The organism is Bradyrhizobium aeschynomenes (assembly GCF_013178945.1).
Taxonomy (GTDB): Bacteria; Pseudomonadota; Alphaproteobacteria; order Rhizobiales; family Xanthobacteraceae; genus Bradyrhizobium; species Bradyrhizobium aeschynomenes.
On sequence record NZ_JABFDM010000010.1, the window covers coordinates 136507 to 150988 of the forward strand.

Consider the following 14482-nt stretch of genomic DNA (forward strand, 5'->3'; position numbering starts at 1 on the left):
CCCTCCGCGGGCGGAAAAGTCAAGGAAACTTGCTTCCGGGCGTCCCGTTGCCGGACTCGGCGAGGCCGCTTACCTGTTGTGCCAGTTCAGCTTTCCTTTGTCAGCTTCCCTTGCGAGGCCCCTTTGCTGCGCCGTTCCAGGACCTATTCCGGCCCCGTCACCGACCATTTCGACGGCAAGCGCTTCTACGATCCCGACGGCGTTCCGCCCAAATCCCTCACCGATGTGCTGCGCTGGCAGTTCGACCGCCGCGAGAAACGCGCCCGCTGGCCGGCCTGGGTGCCGAACCCGCATGCCGACACCCCGCCGCACCGGATCGACGGCGAGACGGTGCGGCTGTCGTTCATCGGCCATGCCAGCTGGTTGATCCAGACCGGCGGGCTCAACATCCTCGTCGACCCAGTCTGGTCGGAGCGGGTGTCGCCAGTGTCGTTCGCCGGACCCAAGCGCTGCAACGATCCCGGCATCGCCTTCGAGGCGCTGCCGCATATCGACGTCGTGCTGGTGACGCATGGACACTACGACCATCTGGACATCCGGACGCTCTCGAAACTCACGGCGCGCTTTTCGCCGCGCGTGGTGACGCCGCTCGGCAACGACCTCACCATGACCGATGCGGATTCGAAGATCCGCGCCGAGGCCTATGACTGGCACGATCGGGTGCCGCTGAACGACGAGGTCGCGGTCACCCTGGTGCCGACCCGGCATTGGACGGCGCGCGGGATCCTGGACCGCAACAAGGCGCTGTGGGCGAGCTTCGTGCTGGAGACGCCACGCGGCCGTCTCTACATCGTCGGCGATTCCGGCTATGGCACAGGCTCGCATTTCCGCCGCGTCGCCGAAGCGCACGCGCCGATCAGGCTGGCGATCCTGCCGATCGGCGCCTACGAGCCGCGCTGGTTCATGCGCGACCAGCACATGAATCCCGAGGATGCCGTGCAGGCGCTGCAGGACTGCGGCGCCGAGACTGCGCTGGCGCATCACCACGGCACGTTTCAGCTGACGGACGAGGCGATCGACGCGCCGGTCCATGCCCTGCACGCCGCGCTCGATTCCGCCGGCATCCCGCGCGAGCGGTTTGGTGTGCTGAAGCCGGGGCAGGTGGTGGAGATCTAATCCGGCTGCCGCACCAACAATGGTGTCGTCCCGGCCTTGAGCCGAAACCCATAACCACCGAACGCTGTGTTGCGAAGGCTGGCAGCTCCATCTCGCGCGACAACATCCGCCGCGGAGTATGGGTCCCGGCTCAAGGCCGGGACGACACCGAGTTTGTTGCTGCGGCGTCGGCTCCCACGACGCACAATGCGCCGCGCGGGCGTGAGGCCATACTACTGCGCCGCCTTGATCGCCCAGGTGACGCTGACCGTCACCGACAGCGTCTCCTCGCCCTGCGCGACCGGGGTCGGCGTGGCAGCCATCGGTGCGGCGAATGTCTTGGCGCGGAAAACCGGGGCGGGCGCGCCGTCCTCGGCGATGTTGAGCGGCTGGCCGAGCGTGACGCCGGCGGCCTTGGCGTAGATCTCGGCCTTGCGGCGGGCGTCGGCGACAGCCTTCTCGCGCGCCTGGTCGAGCAGCTTCGATGGCTCGGCCACGGTGAAGTAGATGTTGCCGACATCATTGGCGCCGGCGCCGACCAGCGTGTCGATCACGCCGGCGACCTTGCTGACATCATGCACCTTGATCGTGACGCGGTTGCTGGCGCGATAGCCGGTCACGGCCGGCTGGCCGGGCCGGTTCTGCTGATATTGCGGCTGCAGCGACAGCCGCGAGGTCTGATAGTCCTTGTCGGCGATCCCTGCCGCCTTGAGCGCCTGCAGCACCTTCGCCATGGCGGCATTGTTGGCCTCGGCAGCTTCGCGCGCTGTCTTGGCGTCCGACGCCACACCGGCATCGATCTGCGCCAGATCCGGCGGCGCCGACACGCTGGCCTCGCCGCTGACGGTGATCGCCGGCGTGTCCTGCCGGGCAATGTCTTCCGCCAAGACCGGCATTGCAGTACTGGCCGCGATCGCGGCCGCGAGGATCGGTCTGATCATGATGGCGCTCACTTCAGCGGCACGTAGACGTTGATGACGAGCTTGTCCTCGGCGGTCTTCAGCGGATCGGTCATGTACTCCTCGATGAACGTGTCCTTGGCCTCCAGCCGGCGCTCGTCAAGATGGTTGGTGATCGCCTCGTAGGTGTTGTCCATGTTGTCGTAGGAGCCGCGATGCACGAACTTCAGCGCCTTGCCCTCGGGCGACTGGCCGATGCTCATGCCCTTGCCGAGCGTCTTCGGCTCCTGCTCGACCGGGATCTCGGCGAAGAAGGTGAAGCCGGTGTCGTCGGTCGAGGTGTAGACGATCATGCCGTTGCCGGCCGGCTTGACGCCCTGCTTGTCCAGGGTGGTCGACAGTGCCTTGAACGAGTCGATCAGCGTGTCGAAGGCGTTGTCCCAATTGGCGGTGCCCTTCACGAGCACCACCTTCTTGGCCTCGAGCTTGATCTCGTCGCCGAAGGCGTCGGCCGACTGGGCGGGCGCCGCCGTGGGTGGTGCGGTGGTGGCTGGCGCCTGCGCGGCAGCCGGCGACGATGAGGGCGAAGGGCTGGCGCTGGCAGCCGGCGTCGGGCTGGGCGCGGGCGCCGGACTGGCCGAGGCGGCCGGTGCAGGGGAAGCCGTGGGTGCGGGGGGCGCGCTTGGGGCCGGCGCGGGCGAGGCTGAGGCCGCCGGAGCCGGGGAGGCCGACGGCGCCTGCGCCCGGGCGATCGGACCGCCCAGCGCCAGCGCGACCGAGCTCACGGCCAGAACGAGGCGGAAAGTGCTGAGGTTCATTCGACTATTCTCCAGTGGCCGTGCTGGTTTGCCCGGTTCGTGCCGGCGAATGGCTGGTCCTAACATGCCCGGCGGCGTGGCGTCCCATGACAGATGCGTCATGTCCCCCTGCGGACTGGTCAAGGCCACGCCTGTGGCCATATAAGACGGACACAATTTGGATATTTTGATGAGCGCGCTCGCCAACCACAGCTTCGTCAAGATGAACGGGATCGGCAACGAGATCGTCGTGCTCGATCTGCGCGATGTGAAGCATGCCGTCACGCCGGACGAGGCGCGCGCGGTTGCGTCCCGCGTGCCCTACGACCAGCTGATGGTGCTGCAGCCGCCGCGGCTCGGCGGGACCGAAGCCTTCATCCGCATCTACAACAATGACGGCTCGGAATCCGGCGCCTGCGGCAACGGCATGCGCTGCGTGGTGCGGCAGGTGTTCGGGAAGACGGGACAGACGAGCGCGACGTTCGAAACGCGGGCCGGGCTTCTGAACTGCTGGCAGGGGCCGGCGCCCGATCTCTACACGGTCGACATGGGCGTGCCGAAGTTCGGTTGGCAGGACATTCCGCTGGCCGAGGAATTCCGCGACACCCGCTATATCGAGCTGCAGATCGGGCCGATCGACGCGCCGATCCTGCATTCGCCGTCGGTCGTCAACATGGGCAATCCGCACGCGGTGTTCTGGGTGGACGGCGACGTCAACGGTTATGACCTCGAGCGCTTCGGGCCGCTGTTGGAAAACCACCCGATCTTCCCCGAGCGCGCCAACATCACGATCGCCCGCATCGTCGACCGCGACCACATCACGATGCGCACCTGGGAGCGGGGCGCGGGGCTGACCAGGGCGTGCGGCTCGGCGGCCTGCGCAACGGCCGTTGCGGCCGCCCGGCTGAAGCGCGCCAACCGCATCGTGCAGATGACCTTGCCCGGCGGCGAACTGACGATTGAGTGGCGCGAGCGCGACGATCACGTGCTGATGACGGGCACGGCGACGTTCGAGTTCGAGGGGCGGTTCGAGCCAGAGCTGTTCGCCAGCGTCGCATGAGCGTCGAGGTCGTCACCTTCGGCTGCCGGCTGAACGCGTTCGAATCCGAGCTGATTGCGCGGCATGCCGAGGCGGCGGGCGCGGACGACACCATTATCATCAACAGCTGCGCCGTCACCAACGAGGCCGTCGCGCAGGCACGCCAGTCGATCCGCAAGCTCAAACGCGAGCGCCCCGATGCGCGCATCGTCGTGACCGGCTGTGCGGCGCAGACGCAGGCTGCCATGTTCGCCGCCATGCCCGAGGTCGACCGCGTCATCGGCAATGACGACAAGCTGCAGCCTGCTGCGTGGCGCACCACCGCACAGGCCTTGGCGGCACCCCGGTTCGGCATCGATGCGTCCGAGAAGGTTGCCGTCTCCGACATCATGGCCGTCAAGGAGATGGCGCCGCATCTGGTCGACGGCTTCCAGCACGGCCTGCCGCGCGCGTTCGTCCAGGTGCAGAACGGCTGCGACCATCGCTGCACCTTCTGCATCATTCCCTATGGCCGCGGCAATTCGCGCTCGGTGCCGATGGGCGCCGTTCTCGATCAGGTGCGGACATTGACGGAGCGCGGCCATGCCGAGATCGTGCTGACCGGCGTCGATCTGACAAGCTATGGCGCCGACCTGCCGGGAGCGCCGAAGCTCGGCCGGTTGTTGAAACAGATCCTGCGTCACGTGCCGGAGCTGCAGCGCCTGCGCATCTCCTCGATCGATTCGATCGAGGCCGATGCCGATCTGATCGACGCGCTCGCAGAGGATGCCAGGCTGATGCCGCATCTGCATCTGTCATTGCAGGCCGGCGACGACCTGATCCTGAAGCGGATGAAGCGGCGGCATGCGCGCGCCGATGCCATCGCGTTCTGCGACCAAGTGCGGCGATTGCGGCCCGACATCGCGCTGGGCGCCGATCTGATCGCGGGCTTCCCGACCGAGACCGAAGAGATGTTCGCGCGCTCGCTCGACCTGGTCGAGGAATGCGGCCTGACCTTCCTCCACGTGTTTCCCTATTCGCCGCGTCCCGGCACGCCGGCCGCGCGCATGCCGCAGGTCGATGGCGCCGTGATCCGCGACCGTGCGCGGCGGCTGCGGGCGGCGGGCGAGGCGGCGTTGCGGCGGCGGTTGGATGCTGAGATCGGCTGTGAGCGCGAGGTGTTGATCGAGAGCGCGACGCAGGGCCGGACAGAGCATTATCTGCCGGTGGGAGCCAGCGGCGCGGTGCCTGGCACGGTGCAGCGGCTCGCGATCATCGGACATGATGATACGAAGCTGTTAGTCCCACCCTCGGTGTCATCGCCCGGCTTGACCGGGCGATCCAGTACGCCGCGGCCTCTCGGTTGAAAACGACTGCCTCTGGAATACTGGATCGCCCGGTCAAGCCGGGCGATGACGGCTAAGGGTGTGGCACGAGCGCTAGCTCTCACTTGCGTTGATTGCGTCTCTCTTGGGTCGATGCGGGACTTACTCCCCATTCCACCCACACAACCGCAGCCGCTCATGCATGTGCGCCGGCGCGGGCGCGACGACCTGCACCGGCGGCTTGTTCTTCGACAGCGGGATCGAAATCTCGCGCGCATGCAGATGCAGCCGCGGCTCGCCGAAGCGTGGCCCGTTGCCATAGATGTTGTCGCCGACGATCGGCCAGCCCTGGGACGCTGAATGCACGCGCAGTTGATGCGTGCGGCCGGTAACCGGTTCCATGGCGAGCCAGGTGAGCTTTGTCAGGTTGACTGATGAAGCCCCGCTCTCGCCAGCCGCGCGGTCTGCTCCCTCCCCCCTTGTGGGGGAGGGCTGGGGAGGGGGGTGGCTCCGGGCGAGACTGCCCGTGGGGACCCCCACCCCCGACCCCTCCCCGCAAGGGGGAGGGGAGTCGGGGCCGCAAGCGGGGGAGGAGTGAGTGGCGTGGCTAGCAAGGGCATACGACCGTCCCAGCACGCGCCACTTCGTCACCGCCGGCTGGCCCTGCGGATCCGGCTTCTGCCACCAGCCCCTCTCCGCGTTCAGCTTGCCCAGCGGCAGCTCGATCACACCTTCGTCAGCCTCGGGGCCGCCCTCGACCACCGCCCAATAGGTCTTCGAAATCTTGCCGTGCTTGAACAAAAGCCCGAGCGAGGCCGTTGCCTTGCGATGGCGGCCGAGCACCAGACAGCCCGAGGTTTCCTTGTCCAGCCGATGCGCCAGCACCGGGGGGCGCGGCAGGCCGAAGCGCAGCGCGTCGAACGAGGCTTCGAGGTTCGGTCCGCCCTTCGGCCCCTTGTGCACGGGAATGCCGGCCGGCTTGTCGATCACGAGCATCAGCCCGTCGCGGTGGAGCACGCGGGCCAGCATCTCCTCGTCGGTGGGTTGGTTAATGTCCATGGAAACCGTAACGCGGCTGTGAGCTTTCGTTTGGAGTTGGAAAGGGCTAACACCACGCCATGAACGATACCACCTCCGAAACACCCAAGCGGTCGTGGTGGCGGCGGCTGTCGGACGGCCTGAAGCGCACCTCCGGCGCGCTCGGTACCGCCGTGGCCGATCTCGTCACCAAGCGCAAGCTCGACCGCGCGATGCTTGACGACATCGAGGACGTGCTGCTGCGGGCCGATCTCGGCACCAGCGTGGCGGCGCGGATTGCGGAGGCCGTCGGGACCGGCCGTTACGACAAGGCGATCAGCGCCGACGAGGTCAAGGCTGTCGTCGCGACCGAGGTCGAGAAGGTGCTGTCGCCGGTGGCAAAGCCGCTGGTGGTCGAGGCCGGCCACAAGCCGTTCGTCATCCTCGTGGTCGGCGTCAACGGCTCCGGCAAGACCACGACCATCGGCAAGCTCGCCCAGAAATTCGCTTCCGAAGGCAAGCAGGTGATGCTGGCTGCGGGCGACACCTTCCGTGCCGCCGCAATCGAGCAGCTCAAGGTCTGGGGCGAGCGCACCCGGGCGCCGGTGATCGCCGGCGCGCAGGGCTCTGATTCCGCAAGCCTCGCCTTCAATGCCATCACTGCCGCGAAGGAGCAGGGCCGCGACATCCTGCTGATCGATACCGCCGGCCGGCTGCAGAACAAGGCCGAGCTGATGAATGAGCTTGAGAAGGTGGTGCGTGTCATTCGCAAGGTGGACGAAACGGCGCCGCATGCGGTGCTGCTGGTGCTCGATGCCACCGTGGGACAAAATGCGCTGTCGCAGGTCGAGGCGTTTCATCGTACGGCAGGCGTGACGGGGCTGGTGATGACCAAGCTCGACGGTACGGCGCGCGGCGGCATCCTCGTGGCGCTGTCGGAGAAGTTCAAGCTGCCGGTGCACTTCATCGGCGTCGGCGAGGGTGTCGAGGATCTGCAGCCGTTCGCCGCGAAGGATTTCGCGCGGGCGATTGCCGGCATCGAGGACTGATGCGGCCACGCCGCTTCGGCGCGGCGTGATCGAAGACGACGGGATCAGCTGCGTCGCCGCTGACGACAGCCAACAGGACATGGAATGGACAAGACCCAGCCGCATCCGCTGTTCAAGCTGGCCACCGAGCTCGGCCCGCTCATCGTCTTCTTCGTCGTCAACGCCAAGTTCAATTTGTTCGCGGCCACCGGCGCCTTCATGGTGGCGATCATCGTAGCGCTGATCGCCTCCTATGTCGTGACGCGGCACGTGCCGCTGATGGCGCTGGTCACCGCCGTCGTCGTGATCGTGTTCGGCACGCTGACCCTGGTGCTGCACGACGAGACCTTCATCAAGGTCAAGCCGACAATCATCTATGCCCTGTTCGCAGCGGTGCTCGGCGGCGGACTGCTGTTCAATCGCTCCTTCATCGCGATCATGTTCGATCAGATGTTTAATCTGACATCAGCGGGCTGGCGCATTCTCACCTTCCGCTGGGCGCTGTTCTTCGCCGCCATGGCGGTGCTGAACGAGATCGTCTGGCGGACCCAGACGACCGATTTCTGGGTTGGCTTCAAGGCGTTCGGCGTCGTGCCGTTGACTATGATCTTCGCCATCGCCCAGATGCCGCTGATCAAGCGCTATCACCAGGACCCGGCGTCGCTGGAAGCCAGCGACGCTGCGGAGGGGGATGTGAGCAAGGGGTAGCTTTCTCACAGCCGTCATTCCGGGGCGCGCCGCGTAGTGGCGCGAGCCCGGAATCCATAGCCACGAAATCGCATGTGACGCGAGATGGTCGTGGCGCTGGTCTTCGCCACGTGACCGCTCGTGGTTATGGATTCCGTGCTCGTCGCTTCGCGCCGCCCCGGAATGACGGGAGGCGAGAGCGGGGCCGACATTCCGGTTCGGAGTCCGCTTTCATCGCAGCATCGCTTGCAACGACGGCCGACTAACCGCCCGCCTTCAGCGCCTTCTCGATCTCCGGCTTCAGCACCGCATCGATGTTCTGGGCCGTGATTGGGCCGACCAGCTTGTAGACGATGGTGCCCTCGCGGCCGACGACGAAGGTCTCGGGCACGCCGTAGACGCCCCATTCGATGCCGGCGCGGCCATTGCCGTCGACGCCGACGACGTCATAGGGATTGCCGTAGCGGCCGAGGAAGCGCCGCGCATTGTCGGCGCCGTCCTTGTAGTTGATGCCGATGATCTGGAAGCGCTTGTCGCGGCCGAGATCGACCAGCAGCGGCGCCTCGTCATGGCACGGCACGCACCAGGACGCCCAGACATTGACGATGCTGACCTTGCCCTTCAGCACGGCCGGGTCGAGCCCCGGCACGGCGGCACCATCCTTGGCGAGCTCGGGCAGTGGCGGCAGCGGCGTCGCGGGCGCGGGGCGGCCGATCAGCGCTGATGGAATGCGCGAGGGGTCGCCATTGCCGAGGCGGGACCAGAACAAGGCAGCCAGTCCGAGAAACACCACGAGCGGCAGCAACATCAATAGCGAGCGCCGACGCGGCGCCCCGTCAGGATCTTTCTGGTCGGTCATTGCAAGTCCGTGGCGGCGCGGCCGGAGCGGCGGCTGATTCCGCTCTCCTCGAGCGCGCGCAGCCGCGCCTTCTGGATGCGGTAGTCGATGGCGATCCAGCCGATCAGCAGCACGACGACGAGCGCGGCTGCGAGATAGGAGGTGGCGATAAAGGAGGTGTAGGGGCCGAGGTCCATCTCAGGCGGCTCCGGCGATCTGGCCGGTCGCGCTGCCGGCCGGGGCGCTTCCGCTGTAGGCCCGCGCCTGCAGCATCTGCAGGCTGCGCACGCGGCGGCGCAGGATCTCGTTGCGCATCGCGGCGACATGCAGGGTGATGAACAGGAACGAGAAGCCGACCGCCATCACCAGCAGCGGGATCAGGAATGATTTGTCGAGTGCCGTTCCGCCCATCCGCATCACCGAGGCCGGTTGGTGCAGCGTGTTCCACCAGTCGACGGAGAACTTGATGATCGGCAGATTGATCGCGCCGACCAGCGTCAGCACGGCCGCGGCACGCGCGGCGCGGGTCGGATCGTCGACCGCGCGCCACAGCGCCATCAGGCCGAGATACATCAGGAACAGGATCAGCACTGAAGTCAGCCGCGCATCCCACTCCCAATAGGTGCCCCACATCGGCCGGCCCCATAGCGAGCCGGTCAGCAGCGCCAGAAAGGTGAAGCTGGCGCCGATCGGCGCGGCGGCCTTGGCCGCGACGTCGGCAAGCGGATGCCGCCAGACCAGGGTGCCGAGCGAGGCGATGCTCATCACGCCCCAGACGAACATCGACAACCATGCGTTGGGCACATGGATGAACATGATCTTGACGGTCGCGCCCTGCTGGTAATCGTCGGGCGCCTGAGCCGACAGGTACAGGCCGGCGGCCAGCAGCACGACGGTGACCAGGGCCAGCCACGGCAATAGCCGCGCGGCGAGCGCAAGGAACCGGGTGGGATTGGCGAGGTCGATCAGCGACATGAAAACCTTGTTAAAGGCGGAAGCGGTTGCAGTCCATCAGCACGGCGCGGCTCGGCAAGAGTTGATCATGGTCAAACCCCGCCGGTGTTCCGTTAGTCCAGGCCGTTGCGCAGGCTGGTTGCAGCCGCGAACGGGCCGATCACGAAGCTGACCAGCGAGAGCGCGCAGAGGATCGAGAACGGCGCGCCGAATGGCAGCGGCCCGACGATGGCTGCTTGCGACGCCGCGACGCCGAAGATCAGCACCGGGATCGACAGCGGCAGCACCAGGACGGCGAGAAGCAGGCCGCCGCGGTGCATGGTCACCGCCAGCGCCGCCCCGATCATGCCGATGAAGGTCAGCGCCGGTGTGCCAGCCAATAGTGTCAGCGCAACGGCGCCAGTCGCTGTCGCGTCGAGGTTCAGCAGCAGGCCGAGCACGGGGGTCGCGATCACCAGCGGCAGGCCGGCGGCGAGCCAGTGCGCCAGCGCCTTGGCGGCGCAGGCGAGTTCCAGCGGTGTCCGGCTCATGACGATCAGGTCGAGCGAGCCGTCGTCGTGGTCGGCGGTGAAGAGACGGTCCAGCGTGAGCAGGCTGGAGAGCAGGGCGCCGAGCCACAGGATCGCGGGACCGAGCCGGGTCAGCAGAGCCAAGTCCGGCCCGACCGCGAATGGCATCAGCACGACGACGGTGAGAAAGAACAGCACACCGATCAGCGCGCCGCCGCCGATGCGCAGCGCGATCCGGATGTCGCGGCGGATGAGAGCGCCGAGGGCGGTCATGCGGGGTGGGCCTCGGATGTCGACGTTGCCCTGCCAAGGTGTGAGCCGCGCTCTTTCCCCGCGCACACCGCGTTCCCTCCCCCCTTGTGGGGGAGGGCTAGGGAGGGGGGTGGCTCCGGGTGAGACCGCCCGTGTGGACCCCCGCCCCCGCCCCCGCCCCCTCCCAGCAAGGGGGAGGGGAGCCGAGGGGCCGGTGTTTGTCGCAGTTGGTTCTTTGCGAACAAATCAGAGCGCGTCGTGGGGCACCCCCCTCCCTGACCCTCCCCCACAAGGGGGGAGGGAACGGAGAGGGCGGTGGGTGGGATGGTGACGCAGCGAGGGCGGGTCATTGAGCGCCTCCAATCCGCAGCTCAAGCGTATCGATGCCCAGCGGCCCGTGCGTGGCGGCGACGATCAGCCCGCCCCCTGCGAGATGCTCGCGCATCAGCCCCGCGAACATGGTCTGGCCCGCGACGTCGAGTGCCGCGGTCGGCTCGTCGAGCAGCCACAGCAGGCGGGGCACGGCGAGCAGGCGGGCCAGGGATAGCCGGCGGCGCTGGCCGGCGGAGAGGTAGCCGGCCGGCAGGTCGATCGCGTGCGCGATGCCGACCGCGGCGAGGCAATCCGGGATCGGACGCGTCATTCCGCCGCCGAGGAAGTCGGCCCAGAAGGTCAGGTTCTCAGCCACGCTGAGCGCCGGCTTCAGCGCGTCGCGGTGGCCGAGGTAATGCGCCTGCTCAGGCACGGTCAGCTCAGCCTCGCCGCCCTCGATCGCGATGGTGCCGCCGGCCGGCAGCAGCAGCCCCGCGATCAGCCGCAGCAGCGAGGTCTTGCCCGCGCCATTGTGTCCCGTCACCGCCAGCGCCTCACCCGCGCGCGCCTCGAAGGCCAACCCCGCGAACACCTCGCGGCCGCCGCGCACGCATCTGACGTCGTGTCCGAACAGCCTCGGTGACAGTGGTGGAGTCTGCTGCATGGCCCGTCGTATCAGCCCTTACGAAATTGATGGCTAGCGTGTGAGAATTTGTGGGTGATGCCACGTCGCGGCTTGCTTGTGGCTGTGGCGGCGCAGTTAGAAAGCTTCTATAAGCCCGACCTTGATGCAGCACACAATCGCCCGCTGCAAGCCATCCGGCGCCTCGCGCTGACGGTTCTTAAATACCCCCTCGGGGTATCCAGATCAATTGGGATTTCCACGCATGACCTCGCTCGACAGCTTCAAGTGTCGCAAGACCCTCAAGGTCGGAACGAAGAGCTACATCTATTACAGCTTGCCCACAGCCGAGAAGAACGGTCTCAAGGACATCTCCAAGCTGCCCTACTCGATGAAGGTGCTGCTCGAGAACCTGCTGCGCAACGAGGACGGCCGCACCGTCACCAAGGACGACATCGTCGCAGTGTCGAAATGGCTGCGCAAGAAGTCGCTGGAGCACGAGATCGCCTTCCGTCCGGCGCGCGTGCTGATGCAGGATTTCACCGGCGTCCCCGCCGTGGTCGACCTCGCCGCCATGCGCAACGCGATGCAGGCGCTCGGCGGCGACGCCGAGAAGATCAACCCGCTGGTGCCGGTCGATCTCGTCATCGACCACTCGGTAATCGTGAACTACTTCGGTGACAACAAGGCGTTCGGCAAGAACGTCGCCGAGGAGTACAAGCAGAATCAGGAGCGCTACGAATTCCTGAAGTGGGGCCAGAAGGCGTTCTCCAACTTCTCCGTCGTGCCGCCCGGCACCGGCATCTGCCACCAGGTCAACCTCGAATACCTGGCGCAGACGGTCTGGACCAAGAAGGAGAAGATGACGATCGGCCGCACCAAGGGCACCTTCGAGGTCGCCTATCCGGATTCGCTGGTCGGCACCGATTCGCACACCACCATGGTCAATGGTCTGGCCGTGCTCGGCTGGGGCGTCGGCGGCATCGAGGCCGAGGCCTGCATGCTCGGCCAGCCGCTGTCGATGCTGCTGCCCGACGTCGTCGGCTTCAAGCTGACCGGCGCGCTGAAGGAAGGCGTCACCGCGACCGACCTCGTGCTGACCGTCACCCAGATGCTGCGCAAGCTCGGCGTCGTCGGCAAGTTCGTCGAGTTCTTCGGCCCCGGCCTCGACCATCTCTCGGTCGCCGACAAGTCGACCATCGCCAACATGGCCCCGGAATACGGCGCGACCTGCGGCTTCTTCCCGGTCGACACCGCCACCATCGACTATCTCAAGACGTCCGGGCGCAAGGGCCCGCGCGTCGCCCTGGTCGAAGCCTACGCCAAGGCGCAGGGGCTGTTCCGTACCGCCAAGTCGGCTGACCCGGTGTTCACGCAGACGCTGAATTTGGATCTCGGCGACGTCGTGCCGTCGATGGCCGGTCCGAAGCGTCCCGAGGGTCGCATCGCGCTCCCCGCAGTGGCCGAGGGCTTCGCGACCGCGCTGGCCGGTGAGTACAAGAAGCCGGATGCCGCCGAGCAGCGCTTCCCGGTGGAGGGCAAGGACTTCGACATCGGCCATGGCGACGTCGTCATCGCCGCCATCACCTCCTGCACCAACACCTCGAATCCGAGCGTGCTGATCGGCGCCGGCCTGCTGGCCCGCAACGCCGCCGCCAAGGGCCTCAAGGCCAAGCCGTGGGTGAAGACCTCGCTCGCCCCGGGCAGTCAGGTGGTTGCCGAATACCTCGCGAACTCCGGTCTGCAGAAGGACCTCGACAAGGTCGGCTTCAATTTGGTCGGCTTCGGCTGCACCACCTGCATCGGCAATTCGGGTCCGCTGCCGGAGGAGATCTCGAAGTCGATCAACGACAATGGCGTCGTCGCGGCGGCGGTGCTGTCGGGCAACCGCAACTTCGAAGGCCGCGTCTCGCCGGACGTGCAGGCCAACTACCTGGCCTCGCCGCCGCTGGTCGTCGCCTACGCGCTGGCCGGCACCGTGACCAAGGACCTGGCGGTCGAGCCGATCGGCATCGGCAAGGACAAGAAGCCGGTCTACCTGAAGGACATCTGGCCGACGACCAAGGAGGTCAATGACTACGTCAAGAAGTTCGTCAAGGCGTCGATCTTCAAGAAGCGCTACGCCGACGTGTTCAAGGGCGACACCAACTGGCGCAAGATCAAGACCGTCGAGAGCGAGACCTATCGCTGGAACATGTCGTCGACCTACGTGCAGAACCCGCCGTATTTCGAGGGCATGAAGAAGGAGCCGGAGCCGATCAAGGATATCGTCGAGGCCCGCGTGCTGGCGCTGTTCGGCGACAAGATCACCACCGACCACATCTCCCCGGCCGGTTCGATCAAGCTGACCTCGCCCGCCGGAAAATTCCTCAGCGAGCACCAGGTCCGCCCGGCCGACTTCAACCAGTACGGCACCCGCCGCGGCAATCACGAGATCATGATGCGCGGCACCTTCGCCAACATCCGCATCAAGAACTTCATGCTCAAGGGCGCCGACGGCAACATCCCCGAGGGCGGCCTGACCAAGCACTGGCCCGACGGCGAGCAGATGTCGATCTACGACGCCGCCATGAAGTACCAGGAAGAGGGCGTGCCGCTGGTGGTGTTCGCCGGCGCCGAATACGGCAACGGCTCGTCGCGTGACTGGGCCGCCAAGGGCACCCGTCTGCTCGGCGTCCGCGCCGTGATCTGCCAGAGCTTCGAGCGCATCCACCGCTCGAACCTGGTCGGCATGGGCGTGCTGCCGCTCACCTTCCAGGAGGGCACCTCGTGGTCGTCGCTGGGTCTGAAGGGCGACGAGAAGGTCACCATCAAGGGCCTCCAGGGTGACCTGAAGCCGCGCCAGACCCTGACCGCCGAGATCATCTCGGCCGACGGTGCGGCGCAGCAGGTGCCACTGCTCTGCCGGATCGATACGCTGGACGAGCTGGACTACTACCGGAACGGCGGCATCCTGCACTACGTGCTGCGCAAGCTGGCCGCTTAACCAAAGCGCGATGCGACAGTTTGGCTCACTCTGAAGTGAGTAGCGGGTGATGAAGGAGGCGGCCTATGACAAAGGCCGCCTCCTTTGCATTTTCGGTTTGTTAACTACGAGGACGGCATCGCGGATAGGGTGATGCGCTAGGG

The 14482-nt window shown here is 66.6% G+C and carries 14 protein-coding genes; 6 read left to right on the plus strand and 8 right to left on the minus strand.

The window, feature by feature from the left end; genetic code table 11:
* The first annotated feature begins 123 nt into the window (after window positions 1-123).
* Window positions 124-1116, plus strand: a complete 993-nt coding sequence (locus HL666_RS25790; RefSeq protein WP_172184289.1) for an MBL fold metallo-hydrolase — start codon at window positions 124-126, stop codon at window positions 1114-1116.
* A 212-nt stretch (window positions 1117-1328) separates the two neighbouring features.
* Here the strand turns inward: HL666_RS25790 and HL666_RS25795 are convergent, their stop codons facing one another.
* Entirely contained in the window at window positions 1329-2036 is a 708-nt protein-coding gene (locus tag HL666_RS25795; protein WP_210262146.1) for an SIMPL domain-containing protein, read from the minus strand.
* Window positions 2037-2044: 8 nt separating this feature from the next.
* Window positions 2045-2812: a GyrI-like domain-containing protein gene (locus HL666_RS25800; RefSeq protein WP_172184292.1), complete on the minus strand. Its 768-nt coding sequence runs from the start codon at window positions 2810-2812 to the stop codon at window positions 2045-2047.
* Between the two features lie 169 nt (window positions 2813-2981).
* Here HL666_RS25800 and dapF point away from each other — a divergent pair, with 169 nt between their 5' ends.
* Entirely contained in the window at window positions 2982-3851 is an 870-nt protein-coding gene (dapF, locus tag HL666_RS25805) for a diaminopimelate epimerase (RefSeq protein WP_172184295.1), read from the plus strand.
* Window positions 3848-5176, plus strand: a complete 1329-nt coding sequence (gene mtaB, locus HL666_RS25810; protein ID WP_172184298.1) for a tRNA (N(6)-L-threonylcarbamoyladenosine(37)-C(2))-methylthiotransferase MtaB — start codon at window positions 3848-3850, stop codon at window positions 5174-5176. The genes dapF and mtaB overlap by 4 nt, the downstream gene beginning before the upstream one ends.
* Before the next feature lie 120 nt (window positions 5177-5296).
* Here mtaB and HL666_RS25815 read toward each other — a convergent pair whose 3' ends face one another.
* A complete protein-coding gene (locus HL666_RS25815) occupies window positions 5297-6193 on the minus strand; it encodes an RluA family pseudouridine synthase (RefSeq protein ID WP_172184300.1) in 897 nt (298 codons plus the stop codon).
* A 59-nt stretch (window positions 6194-6252) separates the two neighbouring features.
* Between HL666_RS25815 and ftsY the strand changes: the two genes are divergently transcribed.
* Together ftsY and HL666_RS25825 are read left to right on the plus strand one after the other, a co-directional pair.
* Window positions 6253-7200 carry a signal recognition particle-docking protein FtsY gene (ftsY, locus tag HL666_RS25820; protein ID WP_172112932.1) on the plus strand — a complete coding sequence of 316 codons (948 nt, stop codon included), beginning with the start codon at window positions 6253-6255 and terminating at the stop codon, window positions 7198-7200.
* 84 nt (window positions 7201-7284) lie between these two features.
* Window positions 7285-7887, plus strand: coding sequence for a septation protein A (locus tag HL666_RS25825; RefSeq protein ID WP_172184302.1), 603 nt, complete (start codon window positions 7285-7287; stop codon window positions 7885-7887).
* 241 nt (window positions 7888-8128) lie between these two features.
* Here HL666_RS25825 and HL666_RS25830 read toward each other — a convergent pair whose 3' ends face one another.
* The 5 genes from HL666_RS25830 to ccmA form a co-directional block, all read right to left on the minus strand.
* Window positions 8129-8725, minus strand: coding sequence for a DsbE family thiol:disulfide interchange protein (locus tag HL666_RS25830; protein ID WP_172112930.1), 597 nt, complete (start codon window positions 8723-8725; stop codon window positions 8129-8131).
* Complete coding sequence (ccmD, locus tag HL666_RS25835; protein ID WP_172112929.1) at window positions 8722-8901, minus strand: heme exporter protein CcmD; 180 nt, start codon at window positions 8899-8901, stop codon at window positions 8722-8724. Before ccmD ends, HL666_RS25830 begins: the two co-directional genes overlap by 4 nt.
* Before the next feature lies 1 nt (window position 8902).
* Window positions 8903-9679, minus strand: a complete 777-nt coding sequence (locus HL666_RS25840; RefSeq protein ID WP_172184304.1) for a heme ABC transporter permease — start codon at window positions 9677-9679, stop codon at window positions 8903-8905.
* Window positions 9680-9771: 92 nt separating this feature from the next.
* Window positions 9772-10440 (minus strand): heme exporter protein CcmB, encoded by a 669-nt coding sequence (gene ccmB / locus HL666_RS25845; RefSeq protein ID WP_172184307.1) that lies wholly within the window; start codon window positions 10438-10440, stop codon window positions 9772-9774.
* A gap of 325 nt (window positions 10441-10765) precedes the next feature.
* Window positions 10766-11395 carry a heme ABC exporter ATP-binding protein CcmA gene (gene ccmA / locus HL666_RS25850; RefSeq protein WP_172112926.1) on the minus strand — a complete coding sequence of 210 codons (630 nt, stop codon included), beginning with the start codon at window positions 11393-11395 and terminating at the stop codon, window positions 10766-10768.
* 223 nt (window positions 11396-11618) lie between these two features.
* Between ccmA and acnA the strand changes: the two genes are divergently transcribed.
* Complete coding sequence (acnA, locus tag HL666_RS25855) at window positions 11619-14339, plus strand: aconitate hydratase AcnA (RefSeq protein ID WP_172184310.1); 2721 nt, start codon at window positions 11619-11621, stop codon at window positions 14337-14339.
* Window positions 14340-14482 lie beyond the last annotated feature (143 nt).